Below are 16505 nucleotides of genomic sequence, written 5' to 3'. Positions count from 1 at the left end.
TCAGGCTCGCGTCAGGCAGCGGCCTTTTCGCCCGCGAAGCGGCCGTAGAAGGTTTCGCCCTTCTCGGCCATCTCGCGCAGAAGCGCGGGAGCATGGAACCGCGGCCCGAACTGCGCTGTCAGGCCCCGGCAGATCGCGACCGCGCGGGGCGCGCCGATCATGTCCAGCCACGAGAACGGCCCGCCCGACCAGGGCGCAAAGCCCCAGCCGAGGATCGCGCCCACGTCGCCTTCGCGGATGTCGGTCAGCACGCCGTCCTCCAGCGCGCGCACCGCCTCCAGCACCTGGGCGAAAAGCATCCGGTGCTGGACGTCCGACAGCGAGGGCTGCATCTTGTCCAGCGGATACTTGTGCGCAAGGCCCTCCCACAGACCCAGACGCTCGCCCTTGTCGTTGTAGGCGTAGAACCCGGCGTTCGACTTGCGGCCCAGCCGGCCCTGATCGGCCATCCAGAACAGCACATGGTCCACCGCCTCGTCGGGGTAGTCCTTGCCCATCGCCTCTTTCGTCGCCTTGGCGATCTTCACGCCAAGGTCGATCGAGGTCTCGTCCACCAGTTGCAGCGGTCCCAGCGGCATCCCCACCAGCTTTGCCGCATTCTCGATCAGCGCCGGTTCCACCCCTTCGGCGACCATGCGGATGCCTTCGTTGATGTAGGGGATGATGCAGCGGTTGGCGTAGAAGAACCGCGCGTCGTTGACGACGATGGGGGTCTTGCGGATCTGGCGGACGAAATCCAGCGCCTTGGCGACGGCGCGTTCGCCGGTCGCCTTGCCGCGGATGATCTCGACCAGGTTCATCTTGTCCACCGGGCTGAAGAAGTGGATGCCGATGAACTGTTCCGGGCGCGCGCTGGCCTTCGCAAGGCCGGTGATCGGCAGGGTCGAGGTGTTCGTGGCATAGATGCAGTCGGCGCCCACCACGGCCTCGACCCTGGCCGTCACTTCGGCCTTGACCTTCGGATCCTCGAACACCGCCTCGATGACCAGATCGGCACCTGACAGCGCGGCGTAATCGGTGGTGGCGGTGATCCGGCCCAGCACTTCGGCCTTCTTCTCGGCCGTGACCTTGCCGCGCTTCATGCCCTTGTCCAGCAGCCCCTCGGAATGCGCGCGGCCCCGATCTGCGGCCTCTTGCGTCGCGTCGATCAGGACCACCTCGATCCCCGCATTGGCACTGACATAGGCGATGCCCGCCCCCATCATCCCCGCCCCGATCACGCCCAGCTTCTTCACGGACTGATCCGCGACCTTCGGCCGGTTCGCGCCCTTCTCCAGCGCCTCCTTGTTGATGAACAGGCTGCGGATCATCGCCGCGGACGAGGGGTTCATCAGCACGGATGTGAAATGCCGCGCCTCGATTCGCAGCGCGGTGTCGAAGGGCACCAGCGCGCCCTCATAGACCGCCGCAAGCAGCGCCTTCGCCGCCGGATAGACGCCCATCGTCTTGCCGAGGACCATGGCAGAGGCCCCGACGAAGGTCGGGAAACCCGCCGGGTGATAGGGCGTGCCGCCGGGCATCTTGTAGCCCTTCTGGTCCCAGGGCTTCACCAGATCGGCGTCGGTCGCCGACAGGACCCATTCCTTCGCCCGCGCCAGCAGGTCCTCGGGCGCCACCACCTCGTCGATCAGGCCCGCGCCCTTCGCCTCTTTCGGAGACACCAGCTTGCCCTCCAGCAGGAAGGGTGCCGCCATCATCGCGCCCAGCTTGCGCACCAGGCGCGTGGTGCCGCCGGCGCCGGGGAAGATGCCGACCATGATCTCGGGCAGACCGATCTTTGCCTTGGGGTTGTCAGCCGCGATGATGCGGTGGCAGGCGAGCGGCAGTTCCAGCCCGATCCCCAGCGCCGTGCCCGGCAGGGCGGCGACGATGGGCTTGCCCCCCTTCAGCGTCTTCGGGTCCATGCCCGCGCGTTCGATCTTGCGCAGGACCTGGTGCATCTGCATCACGCCGTCAAAGATCGCCTGTGCCCCGCCCGCGCGCATGCCTGCGATAACGTTCAGGTCCATCCCTCCGGCAAAATCCTTCTTGCCGCTGGTCAGGATGATCCCCTTCACCCCCGGATCGGCCAGCGCCCGGTCGATCAGATCGGACAACAGCGCGAAAGCCTCGGTGGACATCACGTTCATCGATCTGGACGGGACGTCCCAGGTGATCGTGGCGACACCTTCGGCATCGGTGGTCATGGTGAAATCGGTCATCGGTTCGTCTCCTTGGGCCAGCCGGATGAGGGGGTGCCCGCCTTGTGCGGCAAGGTGCAGGGTCCCTTCCGGCGCAATTGGTGCAGATCGTCTTCAGGGCAGGTCATCGCGTCCCGAGGCCGCCGCCCGGCGCCGCGGAAACGGGTTATGGATCGGTCGCAGCAGCGGTCAGGCGCCGAGCGTCCCGCAGGCCGGGGCCGCGGGTCGGGCCGGGCGGTCATGCGCGGGCAGAGGTCAGGCTCCGGGTTCACGTCAGATCCCTCGGGCTCAAGCGCCTGCCGAACTGCGCCAGCAGCACGTCGCGGGTGATCGGCCAGCGGTCGGCCCTGATCTGGTAATGCGCCTCCGAGAACAGCCAGACCTCACCGCGCCGCACGATGGCGTGGCGCGAGGCATGCGGGCAGGCCACCCGCTCGCCGTGCGAGATCAGATGCGTGTGGTGCCAGCCCTCGATACGGTCGCAATCGACATACTCGGCTTCGCGGGCAACCCTTTCGTAATGAGTCACATTAAGATCCTTCAGGGTCTGGTGCAGGGTGTCGAATGTCGGGCGCAGATCGTCGCCAGACGTGACCAGAAGCCGCGCGGTCTCGGTATGGATCAGATAGGGCAGGTCGATCCTGCGTGCATAGCCGTCAAAATCGCCGTTCAGCACGGTTTGCGAGACGGCATTCAGGGCTTGCTGATAGATATCCAGCGCGTTCATCGCGGGCCTGTCCAATCCTGGCCGTCGCGATAGGTGAACCGCGCCTTGCCGCCCTCGATCTCGACCCGCAGGTCCACATCCGAATAGGTCGCCACCTCGCGCGGGGCCTTGGTGCCCACGACCAGAAACCGCGCCACGCGGTCGGAGCGGTTGATGAAATGGTGTCCGTCCGTGCTGCCCGCCGGGAAAGCCGCGCAGTCGCCCGGGCGCATCACCGTCTCGCCCGCGTCCTGGACCAGGGTGCATTCGCCCTCGGTCACCATCACGAACTCGTCCTCGTTCAAGTGCCAGTGCCGAAGCGACGACCGGCCCTTCATCATGCCGGCATAGGGTTCGGGATAGATCGAGCCGGTCTTTACCGGAACCTTCGCGGGGTCGATCACGGGCATGCGGGGTCTCCTTCCGGTTGGGCGCCGCCCGGCCGGAGAGGCCCCCGCGTCAGGCGGAAAGCGCCAGAGCCTCGAATTGCTGTGCCAGGTCGGGCATCGACGCGCGGGTATAGTTCACCATCTCGACCTGCGGTCCAAGCGCGGTGGCGCGGCAGAAATAGACCGCCGAGGACGACCGCCCCGCCTCGCCCGCCAGCGTCAGCTCGTTCCAGTCGGCCCAGACCCGGAACCGACCGGCGCGGGGCAGTTCGACGGCCCTGACCTCTGGCCGCAACGCGGCGACCCCATCCCGCAGCAAGCGCTGCCGCAGCAGCGAAAGGAACAGCCGCGCTTCCGGCCGCCCCGACAGAAGCAGACGTTCGGCCGGCAGGAAGATGGGCAGCGGAAAGGCGTAATAGTCCAGAAGCGCCTCGATCCGGCCCGCCAGAAGCAGCTCTCCACGAAAGCGAAGATGCGCAGCGATATGTGAATGCATGACGGGAGTGCCACCCAAACCGATTTGAAGAAGCGCCCATCATGGGAGAATCAGCTCCGTCGCGACGGAGGATTGCGACATCGGGTGCACCGGATGCGACAGCAAGGCGGCCTTGCACCTCTCGCATGGCGCCGAACTTGCCTGTGCAGCGCATCGGATCAGACCCGTTCGATGATCGTGGCCGCGCCCATGCCGCTGGCGATGCAGAGCGTCGCCAGCCCCAGTTCCTTGTCCTGCCGCTCCAGCTCGTCCAGCAGCGTGCCGATGATGATCGCCCCCGTGGCCCCCAGCGGGTGCCCCATGGCGATCGCCCCGCCATTCACGTTGACCACGGCAGGATCGACGTCGAAGGCCTGCTGGAACCGCAACACCACGGATGCGAAGGCCTCGTTCACCTCGAACAGGTCGATGTCGCGGATCGTCAGACCCGAGTCCTTCAGGATCTTCTGCGTCGCCGGGACCGGGCCGGTCAGCATGATCGTCGGGTCAGTGCCGATCTTCGCCGTGGCGCGGATGCGGGCGCGGGGTTTCAGCCCGTGGGCCCGGCCGAACTCGGCGCTGCCGATCAGGACGGCCGCCGCCCCGTCCACGATGCCGCTGGAGTTGCCCGCGTGGTGGATGTGGTTGATCTTCTCGAGGTGCGGATACTTCATGATCGCGACCTTGTCGAAGCCGGGCATCACCTCGCCCATCTCCTTGAAGGCCGGTTTCAGCGCGCCAAGCGCCTGCATGTCGGTGCCGGGGCGCATGTATTCGTCGCGGTCCAGGATGGTCAGGCCGTTCTGATCCCTGATCGTCAGGACGGATTTCGCGAACCGCCCTTCCTCCCACGCCACCGCCGCGCGGCGCTGCGATTCCACCGCCAGGGCGTCGGCCTGGTCGCGGGTAAAGCCGAATTCGGTGGCGATGATGTCGGCGCTGATGCCCTGCGGGACAAAGTAGGTCTTCATGGCCAGCGTCGGATCGACGGCAATCGCCGCCCCGTCCGAGCCCATGGGGACCCGCCCCATCATCTCGACCCCGCCGGCGATATAGGCATGCCCCGCCCCGCCCTTCACCTGGTTCGCCGCCAGGTTCACCGCCTCCATCCCGCTGGCGCAGAAGCGGTTGATCGCCAGGCCGGGGATGCGTTCGTCCAGATCCGAGGCCAGCACCGCCGACCTTGCGAGGCAGCCGCCCTGTTCGCCGACCTGGGTGACGTTGCCCCAGATCACATCCTCGACCGCGTGGCCTTCCAGCCCGTTCCGCTCCTTCACGGCGTTCAGCACCTTGGCCGACAGTGCGACCGAGGTCAGTTCGTGCAAGCTGCCGTCGGGGCGGCCCTTGCCGCGGGGGCTGCGGACGGCGTCGTAGATGAAGGCATCGGTCATGGTGGTCTCCTCAGGCGGGGAAGGCCCGCGTCAGCAGGTCGTAGGGGTGTTTCCAGCCGGGCAGCGCACTGATGCGGTCCAGCCAGCGGTCGATGTGCGGCCAGTCGGTGCGATCAAAGCCGAAGGGCTCGGGGTAGAAAAGGTAACCGCAGCAGGACAGGTCGGCGATGGTCACGGCCTCTCCGGCGATCCAGGTGCGGCTGTCGAGGTGGTCGTTCAGCACCGTATAGGCGGCCTTCAGGCGGCCTTGCAGGAAGGGGATCACCGCCTCGGGGCGCTTTTCGGGGGGCAGGAAGTTCATCAGGAACCGGGTGGTGCCGATGGCGGTGGACAGCTTGTGGTTGTCCCAGAACAGCCACCGCAGCACCTCGCGCCGTTCTGCGGCAGAGCGGCCCCCCAGCTTGCCGGTCTTGGAGCTGATGTAATCCAGGATCACCCCCGACTGGGTCAGCGTGGTGTCGCCGTCGACCAGCACCGGGACCTCGCCCATCTCGTTGATCGCCTTGAACTCCGCGCTTCGCGCCTCGCCCTTGAAGAAATCGACGAAGACCGGCTCCCAGTCCAGGTCGGCCATCTCCAGCGCCAGGGCGCATTTGTAGGCGTTGCCGCTTTCGCCGAAACAGTAGAGCTTCATCACCGTCCTCCCTTGTCCCCTCCTACCCTTACGCGCCACGCGCCGGACGGAAAGCCTCCTGATGCGACTTCGGCGCATCGCCGGGGGCAACCCCGGCGAGGTGTGACGAAGTCAACGACGAGCGGCCCGGTTCAGAACGCCTCGGCGGCCAGCGCCATGACCGGATCGGCCCCGCTTTCGATGCGGGCCAGATGCATGGAACAGGCCGGAAGCTGCCGGGCCATGTAGAAGCGGCCCGTGGCGATCTTCGCCGCGTAGAAATCACGGTCGGCGGCACCGGCATCCAGCGCCTCATAGGCAGCCTTCGCCATCCGGGTCCACATCAGGCCCAGGCAGACATGGCCCATCATGTGCATGAAGTCATAGGACCCGGCCAGCGCCGCATTGGGGTTCTTCATGCCGTTCTGCATGAAGAACATGCCCGCCTGTTGCAGCTGCTTCGACGCGGTCTTCAAGGCCTCCACGAAGCCCGTCATCCGCTCGTCGCCCTCATGCGCCTTGCATTCGGCCTTCACCATTTCAAAGAAGGCCATCACATGCCTGCCGCCGTCCTGCGCGAGCTTCCGGCCCACCAGATCCAGCGCCTGTATACCGTTCGCGCCTTCGTAGATCATCGCGATCCGGGCGTCGCGGGCGAACTGCGACATGCCCCATTCCTCGATATAGCCGTGCCCGCCAAAGACCTGCTGGGCCTGTACTGCCATCTCGAAGCCCTTGTCGGTCTGGAACCCCTTCAGCACCGGGATCATCAGGCTGACCAGCCCTTCGACCGCGGCGTCGCCCGTGCGGGTATAGCGGTCGATCAGCGTCGCGCCCCAGTAGGTCAGCGCGCGGGCGCCTTCGACAAAGCTCTTCTGCTCCATCAGGTTGCGGCGGATGTCGGGATGCACGATCAGCGGATCGGCCGGGCCGTTCGGGTTCTTCGCCCCCGTCACGTCGCGGCCTTGCAGCCGGTCCTTCGCATAGGCCAGCGCGTTCTGATAGGCGGCCTCGGCCACGGCATAGCCTTGCAGCGCCACGCCCAGCCGCGCCTCGTTCATCATGGTGAACATGGCGCGCATGCCCTTGTGGAGTTCACCCAGCAGATACCCCGTCGCCCCGTCGTAGTTCATCACGCAGGTCGCGTTGCCGTGGATGCCCATCTTGTGCTCGACCTTGCCCACGGACACCGCGTTCCGGTCGCCAAGCGTGCCGTCATCATTCACCAGGAACTTCGGCACGATGAAAAGGCTGATCCCCTTCGTCCCCTCGCCGCCGCCCGGGGCCTTGGCCAGCACCAGATGCACGATGTTCTCGGCCATGTCGTGATCCCCGGCCGAGATGAAGATCTTCTGCCCGGTGATCCGGTAGGACCCGTCCGCCTGCGGCTCGGCCCTGGTGCGCAACAGGCCGAGGTCGGTCCCGCAATGCGGCTCGGTCAGGTTCATCGTGCCGGTCCATTCACAGGTCACAAGCTTCGGCAGCCACTTCCGCTTCTGCTCCTCGGTCCCGTGCGCAAGGATCGCCGAATAGGCGCCATGGGTCAGGCCCTGATACATGTTGAAGGCCATGTTGGCCGAAACGAAGGTCTCGTTCACCGCGGTGTGCATGAGGTAAGGCAGCCCCTGCCCGCCGTATTCGGGCGCCGCGTCCAGCGACATCCAGCCGCCCTCGCGCAGCGTGTCGAAGGCCGCCTTGAACCCCCTGGGCGTGCGGACGACGCCGTTTTCCAGCACGCAGCCCTCGACATCGCCCACCGTGTTCAGCGGGGCAAGCACGTCCTGCGCCACCTTGGCGGCCTCCTCGAAGACGGCCACGGTGAAGCTGCGGTCAAGGTCGGAGTAGCCAGGTATGTCGGCCTCGCTGACCTTCAACAGGTCGTGCAGCAGGAACTGCATGTCCTTCACGGGGGCGGTATAGCTGGGCATTCCTCTCTCCTCTTCCCTTCAGGTGCCGCGCCCCGGACGGGGCGCGGGTCGTTCAGGCCGCGTGCCGGGGCACCAGGCCCTTGGCTTCGGCCTCCGCCAGCTCGGCCTTCAGCTCGGCGATCGCCAGGTCCAGCTCGGCCCGCTGCGCCTCCATCTCGGCCAGCCGCTTCACCGCCAGCTCAAAGGCCCGCTGGCGCTGGGCGGTCACCCCGCCGTCGCGGTCATAAAGGTCCAGCGTCTGCCGGATGTCCTCGAGGCTGAAGCCGAAGCGCTTGCCGCGCAGGATCAGCACCAGCCGCGCCCGATCGCGCCGGGTGAACAGGCGCCGCGTCCCGATGCGGATCGGGTGCAGCAGTTCCTTGGCCTCGTAGAACCGCAGGGTGCGCGGGGTCACGTTGTAGCTCTCGCACATCTCGCGGATGGTCATCACGTCACTCGGTGTTCCAGTCGTCATGGTCGCACTCGTCATTGGAAGCATCACTGCCGCCGCAGATGCGAACCTGCCTACAGGATTACCAGAGGAGTTGACGTTAACGTCACTGTGACGTCACGTCAGAACCGCGCCTGACGTGAAGTCAGACTTCGTCCTGAAATCGTTCCGGTTGACGCAGAGGGAGCGGGACTGGCAGCGGAACGGGCAGCGGAAAAGGCCGGGTCCCGGTCTGACAGCCGGGCCAGCAGTCCTGCAATCCTGTCCCCGGTCAGCGCAGGACCATGCCTTCCGGCCAGGTCAGAACCTGTTCCAGCGTGATCGTCTGCCTGGCCCCCGCAGGCAGCGCGAAGTCCCAGGCGAGGATGCCGCGCTGGCCATCGACATCGGTTTCCGTGACCTTGGGACTGGCCGTCACCGCGATCTCCAGGTCGTCCTGCTCGCTGTAGGGGACCTGATCCAGGATCCGCACCGGCCAGGCTTCTGCCCCGGTGTTCTCGACCGTGATCACCGCGCTTTCGCTTTGCCGGTTGGCGCTGACGAAGATCCCCGTCTGGCCCCCCGCGCGCTTCGGCATCTCGCGCTTGACCCGCAGCGTTTCAAGCGCGCCGAACCCCACCTTCGTCTCCACCCCCGGAGCGACCACGTCCAGCCAGGTCTGGCCGGCCAGCACGCCCTCGCGGAGCAGCATCGCCTGACCGGGCAGCAGCGGCTCGTCGCTGGCGTTGGTAAAGCTGGCCATCACGAAGGCCGTCCGGTCCAGCCGGGGCACGGCCACGGCCTGCACGACCGGCACGAAGTCGAGGCTGTCCAGGGCAAGCCGAAGGTCTTCGGCGCCCGCAGCCACGGTCACCGGCACCGGGTAGTTGTAGACGACGGTGTCACCCTCCAGCGCCACGCCGGCCGTGACCGACGGGGCGGTTTCGGACACCGGCGCCTCCATCATCGCCATGTCCGCGTCGCCCCGCGATTTGCGCGCCAGACCTTCCGGCGCGTCCTCTGGCCAGATGCTGCGCAACTCTGGCCAAAGCTGCGAGGGGGCCGCCTGTTCCGAGGGCCGCGCGGACGACAGGGTCAGTGCCACCCCGTCCCAATCCTCGTCGGTGTGCTGCGTCACCAGGACCGAACGGTCGAGGGTCAGCCTGTCGCCGCCCTTCCGCGTCAGGTTCAGGTCATAGACCGGCTGCCAGCTTGCGTTGCCGACATATTGGGTGATCGTCACTGTCGCTTCGCCCGCCTCCTGCGCGGTGACCGCCACCGACAGCGCGGCATAGTCCATGTCCGCCGAGGGCAGCGCGTCATAGGCCGCCTGCGCCCTGACCAGCGCCTCCTGTGCCTCGGTCACGGCCTTCTGCGCCGCAGGAAGATCCGCCTTCGCCGCCAGCGCGGCCTGACGGACGGCAAGCGTCTCGGCCCCGATCATCCCGGCCATCGCCCTGATCGTCTCGGGCGTCGCCCCGTCCGGCAAGGCGCCAGAGAAGGATGACAGGAACCGCACCTGCGCCTCTGCCGCCTCGACCCGAGCCGTCACCGCCTCCAGCGCCAGTTGCGCGGTGTCGGCGGCGGTCTGCGCGGCCTCGATCCGGGCCTTGGCGGCCTTCTGGTCCTCGGTCAGCGGGTCCTCGCGCGGGGGTAGACGGTCGGCGCGCAGGTTGAAGGCGCCAAGCCGCAGACTCTCCGAAGGGGCAAGCCGGATCATCCCGGGGTCGCTGTCAGAGGGCAGGTCGGTGACCAGCAGCTCGTGGCTGCCCGCCGAAGGCACGCTGAACGTCACCTCGCGCGTCAGCCTTGCGCCTTCGGGATAGACGGTGACGGCGGTGATCCGGCTGGTTGCCGCGATGGTGTCGGCACAGGCGGGCAGGGCGGTGAAGGCGAGGAGAACGGCAAGAAATGCGCGCATCGGCGGGGCCCTTCGATCGACATCGGCCGAAAGGGTAAGCCCGATGCCGCAGTCCGGGCAAGGCCGGGATACCCGTCGCAGGGATTTCGTCCCGGCGCGCGTCAGGCCATGTCGAACTGTGCCGGATCGGGACCGCAGCGCCGGCCCTCGTCCAGCGTCGCCATCGCGGCCATCTCCGCCTCGGTCAGCGCAAAGTCGAAGAGGTCCAGGTTCTCGCGCAGCCCGGCCTCGCGGGTCGAACGCGGAATGACCGCGGCGCCGATCTGGAGGTGCCAGCGCAGGATGACCTGGGCCGGGGACTTGCCGGTGCGGCGCGCGGCGGCCTGAACGGGGGCGGCCCCGAAGCTCTGCCCCTGGCCAAGGGGCGTCCAGCTCTGGGTGACGATGCCGTGGCGGTCGTGGAAGGCGCGCAGGGCAGGCTGTTGCAGGCGGGGGTTGATCTCGACCTGGTTCACGGCGGGCGTGACGCCGGTCTCGCCGATGATCCGTTCCAGATGCGCCTCCTGGAAGTTCGACACGCCGATCGACAGGGCGCGACCCTCTTCCCGCAGCCGGATCAGCGCGCGCCAGGTGTCGAGGTAAAGGCCCCGGGCCGGGCAGGGCCAGTGGATCAGCAGAAGGTCGACATGGGCCAGGCCCAGCCGTTCCAGGCTTGCCTCGGCCGCGCGGATCGCGGAGTCGAAGCCCTGTTCGCTGTTCCAGACCTTGGTGGTCACGAAGATGTCCTCCCGCGGCAGACCCGAGGCGCGGACGCCCTCGCCCAGTCCCACCTCGTTGCCGTAGATCGCCGCGCCGTCGACCAGCCGGTAGCCGAGTTTCAGCGCCGTGGCCGTGGTCTCGGCGGTGCTGGCAGCTGGCACCTGCCACAGGCCGAAGCCCAGCTGCGGGATCTGGCGGCCGTCGTTCAGGGGAAGCATCGGGGTCATCGCGGGTCTCCTGCCGGTACGGACAGGTAAGCCCCTGGCCGCCCGAGGCGCAAGGGGACGGGGCTCCGGGTCGGGGTCAGGGGCGGGGGTTGGGGTCGGGCAAGGGCCCGAGCCGCGATTGCGGGGTTGGGATGGTCCGGAAAGCCGCAGCCGAAGCGGCGGACAAGGGCCATGCAGGCCGGGCCCACCTGGCTCGACTTGGCCAGAGGCATGCCGGTGGCGGCGTCGAGAAGGTTCAACCCGCCACCTGCGGGCACGTATTTCAATCCGCGTTCGGCAAGCGCCCGTTGCAGTTCTCCCCAGGTCTCGGAGACTACCAGCGCCTATGCGACGAGAAGCCGAAGGCGCGACGCAGGAGCCGCTCGTCGATGCCTTCGGCACTCCTCGCTCTGCGGCGCTCCCAGCGCTGCACCTCAAGGCCACCAGGTCGCGCAGCACGGCTCCGGGCGTCTCGTCCCGCGCGCGGCACAGCGTCACAAACCGCCGCCACAACAGGCCGTCACAGTGAAAAAGGGTCTCGGCCATAAGCCAAGACCCTCCACGATCAGGGTTAAGAAACCCTCAGCCCTTCTTCAGCGCCTTCGACCCCAGCAGTTCGGCGATCTGCACCGCGTTCAGCGCCGCGCCTTTGCGCAGGTTGTCGGACACGCACCACAGGCTCAGCCCGTTCTCGATGGTCGAATCCTGCCGCACCCGGCTGACATAGGTCGCATATTCGCCCACGCATTCGATCGGCGTGATATAGCCACCGGGCTCGCGCTTGTCGATCAGCATCACCCCCGGCGCCTCGCGCAGGATGTCCTGCGCCTCCTGCCAGTCGAGGAAATCCTCGAACTCGATGTTGATCGCCTCGGAGTGGCCGACGAAGACGGGCACGCGGACGCAGGTGGCCGTGACCTTGATCTTCGGGTCGAGGATCTTCTTCGTCTCGGCCACCATCTTCCATTCCTCCTTGGTCTCGCCGCTGTCCAGGAAGACGTCGATCTGCGGGATCACGTTGAAGGCAATCTGCTTCTGGAACTTCTTTGCCGGAACCTCTTCGACCGGGTTGTAGATCGACTTGGTCTGGTTCCACAGCTCGTCCATCCCTTCCTTCCCGGCGCCCGAGACGGACTGATAGGTGGCCACCACCACCCGCTTGATCCTTGCGCGGTCATGCAGCGGCTTCAGCGCCACCACCATCTGCGCGGTCGAGCAGTTGGGGTTGGCGATGATGTTCCGGTTCCTGTAGCCGTGGATGGCGTCGGCGTTCACTTCCGGCACGATCAGCGGAATGTCGGCGTCGTAGCGGTAGAGCGACGAGTTGTCGATCACCACGCAGCCCGCCGCGGCAGCCTTGGGGGCATAGACCTTCGTCGCCTCGGACCCCACGGCGAAAAGGGCGATGTCCCAGCCGGTGAAATCGAACGTGTCCAGGTCCCTGGTCTTCAGGGTCTTGTCGCCAAAGCTGACCTCGGTGCCCAGCGATTTGCGCGATGCCAGCGCGGCGATCTCGTCCACCGGGAACTCGCGCTCGGCGAGGATGTTCAGCATTTCGCGGCCCACGTTGCCCGTGGCACCCGCGACGACGACCTTGTAGCCCATCGGGGTTCTCCTCTGATCGTCCCAAAGGCGGGACGGGCGGCTGTTAGCGCAAGGCCCGCGCGGGGAAAAGCGGATTCGTCGGCGGAAAGGCCGCCGGGGCTCAGCCCCTGCGGTCCTGTGACCAGAGGTAGACGGCAAGACCCGCCGCTGTTGTCAGGGCGAAGAACAGGAACACCGCCTCATAAGGCGCGGCGGGGGTGACGGGTTCGGTTGCGGCATGCAGGCGTCCGGTCACGATCTGGGCGATGCCGATGGGCGCGATCCCGAACAGGTTCAGCAGCGTCACGCCGCGCCCGGTCAGATGCGCCGGCACGAAGGCCCGCCCATGTGCCAGAACGATGGGAAAGCTTGCGCCGAAGAAGCCCGCAGCCACCAGCAGTCCCGCCGCCACAATCGGCGGCGCGGCGGCGAACCACCACAGCCCGAACAGGCAGACCAGCATCGCCGCATTGCCCAGGATCACCAGCCGCTTGCGGCTGCGGAACCAGCGGTCCAGCGGTCCATAGGCGAAATTGCCCGCCACCATGGCCAGACCCATCCACAGGCTGATCCGCCCGATCTCCAGCGCATCCGCACCGTGCACATCGGCCAGATAGGGCCCGATCCACAGGCCCCGCAGCCCGGCGATGGGCGCATAGCAGACCATCATCATGATGAGGACCGGCCAGAGCGCGGGCATCCTCAGAAGCTCCAGCAGCGACCCGTGCCGCGCCCCCTCCAGCCGTTCGGGATCCCGCACCAGAGCGAGAATCGCCAGCGCCACCGCGCCGGTGATGGCAGCGAGGCCCAGCACCGTCTCGCGCCAGCCGAAGGCGGTCACCGCCCAGGACAGGGGCAGCGACGCGGCAACATTGCCCAGCGTGCCGATCCCCAGGGTCAAGGCCGCCAGCGTCCCGAAGGCGGCTGACGCGAACTGGCGGGCGAAGATGAAGTAGCTTGCCATCAGGACCGGCGCACAGCCCACCCCGATCAGCGCCATGGCCAGCTTGATCTGCCCTGCGTCCGTGGCCTCGGCGAACAGTACCGCCCCTCCGGCCCCCACCGCCAGCAGAAGGCCCGAGGTCAGCCGCGGCCCCACCCGGTCAAGCCAGGCGCCGATCGGCAGCTGCATCGCCGCAAAGGTCAGGAACCACCAGCCCGAGGCCGAGGCCAGCTCGGCCGCCGTCACCCCCAGATCCTGCGTCAGCACCGGCGCCAGCACCGCCAGGAAGGCGCGGTAGAACTGGCTCAGGACATAGGCGAGGATCAGGGCGGCGATGCCGATGCGCATGAGGGGCCTTTCGGGACGTCCGGCGCTTGTGACAAGCCTCTCCGCCCGGCGCAAGGCCGATTTCCGGCGGAAATCGGTCCGGAGTTTTGCAAACTCCGGTCGCTCCGGGGCTTGCAGGGTTGCCCCATCCGGCGTCAGATAGTCGTGGTCCGCCCGGAGGTTTCCATGCGCCTCGTCCTTGTCTCTGCCTGCCTTGCCGCGACCCCCGCCTTCGCCAATGACGGCTTCGGCGGCCTCTCCGCCACCGGCCTGACCTTCGGTCAGACCGAGGCCATCGCGATGGAGGAAGAACGGCTTTTCATCGGCCTCGACCGGATCACCGTGGACTATGTGTTCCGCAATCTCACCGACCGGGACGTGACTGGATAAGTGATCTTCCCCCTGCCGCCCGTCGGCGTATGGTCGGGCTATGAAGCGGCGATGAACCTGCCCGAGGACCTGTCCTCGCCCGATCTCGTCGGCTTCACCGCCACCGTGGACGGCCGGCCCGTGCAGGTCGCCATCGACCGCATCGCGGTGGTCGAAGAGGGCTTCGACGAGGAGAACCCGCCCTCCCGCCAGTACGACAACCCTGGTCGCGACGTGACGGCCGATCTGGCCCGGCTGGGCATCCCGCTCACGCTTGACCTCGTGGCGGTGCGCGAGGCGCTGCTGTCCCTGCCGCAGGACCGGCGGGCCGAGGTCGAGGCGCTGGGGCTGGCGGAGTATTACCCGGGCGATCCGGCGCAGGGCTTGCCGCCGGATGTCTGGGGAACCTGGGCCATCGTCACCCGCTATCACTGGACCCAGACCTTCCCGGCCGGGGGAGTGGTCCGCATCAGCCACAGCTACACCAACCGCCCGCCCGGCGGGGTGTTCTACTGGACCCACCCGCCCGAGGACTGGCAGCTTCACCTGAAGGATCAGTATTGCATCGACGAGGGCACCTCGAAGGCGATCGCCAGGACGCTCGAGGCCTCGGGCAGCGCTGAATTCGGCAATATCGGCACCGGCTGGAACATCTCGTACATCCTGCGCACGGCGAACAGCTGGGCCGGCCCCATCGGCCGCTTCACCCTGACGCTGGACAAGGGCGATCCGAAGAACGTGATCTCGCTGTGCGCCGAGGGGGTCCGCAAGACCGGACCCACCACCTTCGTGATCGAGAAGACGAACTACGTCCCGGACCGCGACCTCGAGGTGCTGATCGTCCAGCCGATGCCCCAGAACTAAGGACGCCTGCCCGGCACCGGATGCGCACCCCGCCCGTGCGCCCCGCGACGAGAAGCCGCCCGTCACGCCGCCTGCGCCACCATCTGCCGTTCCCGGATCGGCAGGTGAACCAGCGCACTGAAGGCTCCGACCCCGACGCCGATCCACCAGACCAGCGTATAGTCGCCGTTCAGGTCATACATCCGGCCCCCCAGCCAGACCCCCAGAAAGCCGCCGATCTGGTGGCTCAGGAATACCACGCCATAGAGCGTCCCCATGTAGCGGATGCCGTAGATATGCGCGACCAGCCCCGAGGTCAGCGGCACGGTCGCCAGCCAAAGCGCCCCCATCACCGCCGAGAAGATCAGGACCGAGGCCGGGGTGATCGGCATCAGGATGAAGGCCGCCGCCGCGATGGTCCGGCCGACATAGATCCAGAACAGCAGGTATTTCTTGGTATGGCGCTTGCCCAGCCAGCCCGCCGTCAGCGTGCCGACGATGTTGAACAGCCCGATCACCGCAATCGATACCGCCCCCAGCGCCGAGGTCGTGGTGATGCCGATGTTCGACAGCATCGACCCTGCGTCGATGGGGGAACAGAGCTCGGTCACGAAGGCCGGGAAATGCGCGGTGATGAAGGCCAGCTGATAGCCGCAGGAAAAGAAGCCCAGGAAGATCAACGTGTAGGACGGATCGCGGAAGGCGCGGATCAGGACCGTGCCCATGCTTTCCTCCAGCTCGGCCCGCGTCGCCAGCTTCGGGCTGCGCAGGAAGGGCAGGGCCGCCAGCGTGGCCAGGATGACGGCCGCGAAGATCAGGAACACGCTCTGCCAGCTGTAGCTCTGCAAAAGCCACTCGGCCGTCGGCGCGCCGAACACCTGACCTGCCGACCCGGCTGCGGTGGCGATCCCCAGCGCCATCGAGCGGTTCTCGGGGCTGGCGGCGCGGCCGACGATGGCCAGGATGACGCCGAACCCGGTGCCGGCGATGCCGAAGCCGACCAGGATCGCCAGCAGCTGATGCTGCCCGGGCGTCACCGCATAGGCGGACAGCACCAGCCCCAGCGCATACATCAGCGCCCCCAGGATGATCGCCCTGCGGTCGCCGAAGCGTTCCGCCAGCGCGCCGAACAGCGGCTGGCCGATGCCCCAGGCCAGGTTCTGGATCGCGATGGCCAACGAGAACTCCGCCCGCAGCCAGCCGAATTCGGCGGCTACCGGGATCTGGAAGACGCCAAAGCTTGCCCGGATCGCGAAAGAGATCATCAGGATCAGGCAGCCGGCGATCAGCACGGGGGTGATCAGGGGGGCTTTGGTCATCGAGGGCGCTCCGGCTCTGGCCGGCAAGGTGCGCGCGAGGGCCGGACGGGTCAACCGCGATATTGTCACCGTTACAGACCGGCAGCGCCCGTCTGGCGGGCAGGACGTTGCGGATGTGCCGCAGGGGCGGGGATTCTGCACGCGGAAGGGCATCGCAACCGCTATGGACTTTTGCGCCGACCCGACCGCCGCTATGGCCGGAT

13 protein-coding genes and 1 pseudogene are annotated in these 16505 nt (G+C 67.3%); 1 reads left to right on the top strand and 13 read right to left on the bottom strand.

The genetic code is table 11. The features are described 5' to 3' along the window. Positions 1-11: 11 nt before the first annotated feature. The 12 genes from G8O29_RS06015 to G8O29_RS05960 form a co-directional block, all read right to left on the bottom strand. The gene (locus tag G8O29_RS06015; protein WP_166402331.1) at positions 12-2201 is read right to left on the bottom strand and encodes a 3-hydroxyacyl-CoA dehydrogenase NAD-binding domain-containing protein; all 2190 of its coding nucleotides are present in this window, start codon (positions 2199-2201) and stop codon (positions 12-14) included. A gap of 247 nt (positions 2202-2448) precedes the next feature. Next, entirely contained in the window at positions 2449-2907 is a 459-nt protein-coding gene (locus G8O29_RS06010; RefSeq protein WP_166402330.1) for a hypothetical protein, read from the bottom strand. Further along, complete coding sequence (locus tag G8O29_RS06005; protein WP_166402329.1) at positions 2904-3296, bottom strand: cupin domain-containing protein; 393 nt, start codon at positions 3294-3296, stop codon at positions 2904-2906. Before G8O29_RS06005 ends, G8O29_RS06010 begins: the two co-directional genes overlap by 4 nt. Before the next feature lie 49 nt (positions 3297-3345). Beyond that, positions 3346-3771, bottom strand: a complete 426-nt coding sequence (locus G8O29_RS06000) for a hypothetical protein (RefSeq protein WP_166402328.1) — start codon at positions 3769-3771, stop codon at positions 3346-3348. A gap of 158 nt (positions 3772-3929) precedes the next feature. Further along, positions 3930-5141 (bottom strand): acetyl-CoA C-acetyltransferase, encoded by a 1212-nt coding sequence (locus tag G8O29_RS05995; RefSeq protein ID WP_166402327.1) that lies wholly within the window; start codon positions 5139-5141, stop codon positions 3930-3932. A gap of 10 nt (positions 5142-5151) precedes the next feature. After that, positions 5152-5775: a glutathione S-transferase family protein gene (locus tag G8O29_RS05990; protein ID WP_166402326.1), complete on the bottom strand. Its 624-nt coding sequence runs from the start codon at positions 5773-5775 to the stop codon at positions 5152-5154. A gap of 131 nt (positions 5776-5906) precedes the next feature. Continuing rightward, on the bottom strand, positions 5907-7682 hold the full coding sequence (locus G8O29_RS05985; protein ID WP_166402325.1) for an acyl-CoA dehydrogenase C-terminal domain-containing protein: 1776 nt from the start codon (positions 7680-7682) through the stop codon (positions 5907-5909). Between the two features lie 52 nt (positions 7683-7734). Next, complete coding sequence (locus tag G8O29_RS05980) at positions 7735-8136, bottom strand: MerR family transcriptional regulator (RefSeq protein WP_166402324.1); 402 nt, start codon at positions 8134-8136, stop codon at positions 7735-7737. Between the two features lie 247 nt (positions 8137-8383). Then, entirely contained in the window at positions 8384-10012 is a 1629-nt protein-coding gene (locus tag G8O29_RS05975) for a DUF4139 domain-containing protein (RefSeq protein WP_166402323.1), read from the bottom strand. Between the two features lie 101 nt (positions 10013-10113). After that, a complete protein-coding gene (locus tag G8O29_RS05970) occupies positions 10114-10938 on the bottom strand; it encodes an aldo/keto reductase (RefSeq protein WP_166402322.1) in 825 nt (274 codons plus the stop codon). 561 nt (positions 10939-11499) lie between these two features. Next, positions 11500-12522: an aspartate-semialdehyde dehydrogenase gene (locus tag G8O29_RS05965; protein WP_166402321.1), complete on the bottom strand. Its 1023-nt coding sequence runs from the start codon at positions 12520-12522 to the stop codon at positions 11500-11502. A gap of 100 nt (positions 12523-12622) precedes the next feature. Continuing rightward, on the bottom strand, positions 12623-13792 hold the full coding sequence (locus tag G8O29_RS05960; RefSeq protein ID WP_166402320.1) for an MFS transporter: 1170 nt from the start codon (positions 13790-13792) through the stop codon (positions 12623-12625). A 165-nt stretch (positions 13793-13957) separates the two neighbouring features. Here G8O29_RS05960 and G8O29_RS05950 point away from each other — a divergent pair. Beyond that, a pseudogene (locus G8O29_RS05950) lies at positions 13958-15004 on the top strand (DUF4424 family protein). Positions 15005-15066: 62 nt separating this feature from the next. On the opposite strand, the gene G8O29_RS05945 reads toward G8O29_RS05950, so the two are convergent. Next, positions 15067-16302 (bottom strand): MFS transporter, encoded by a 1236-nt coding sequence (locus G8O29_RS05945; protein ID WP_166402317.1) that lies wholly within the window; start codon positions 16300-16302, stop codon positions 15067-15069. Positions 16303-16505: the final 203 nt, after the last annotated feature.

The organism is Rhodobacter calidifons (assembly GCF_011174775.1).
GTDB classification, from domain to species: domain Bacteria; phylum Pseudomonadota; class Alphaproteobacteria; order Rhodobacterales; family Rhodobacteraceae; genus Tabrizicola; species Tabrizicola calidifons.
The sequence above is the reverse complement of the archived record's forward strand: the minus strand, read 5'-3'. Positions and strand labels throughout refer to the sequence as shown.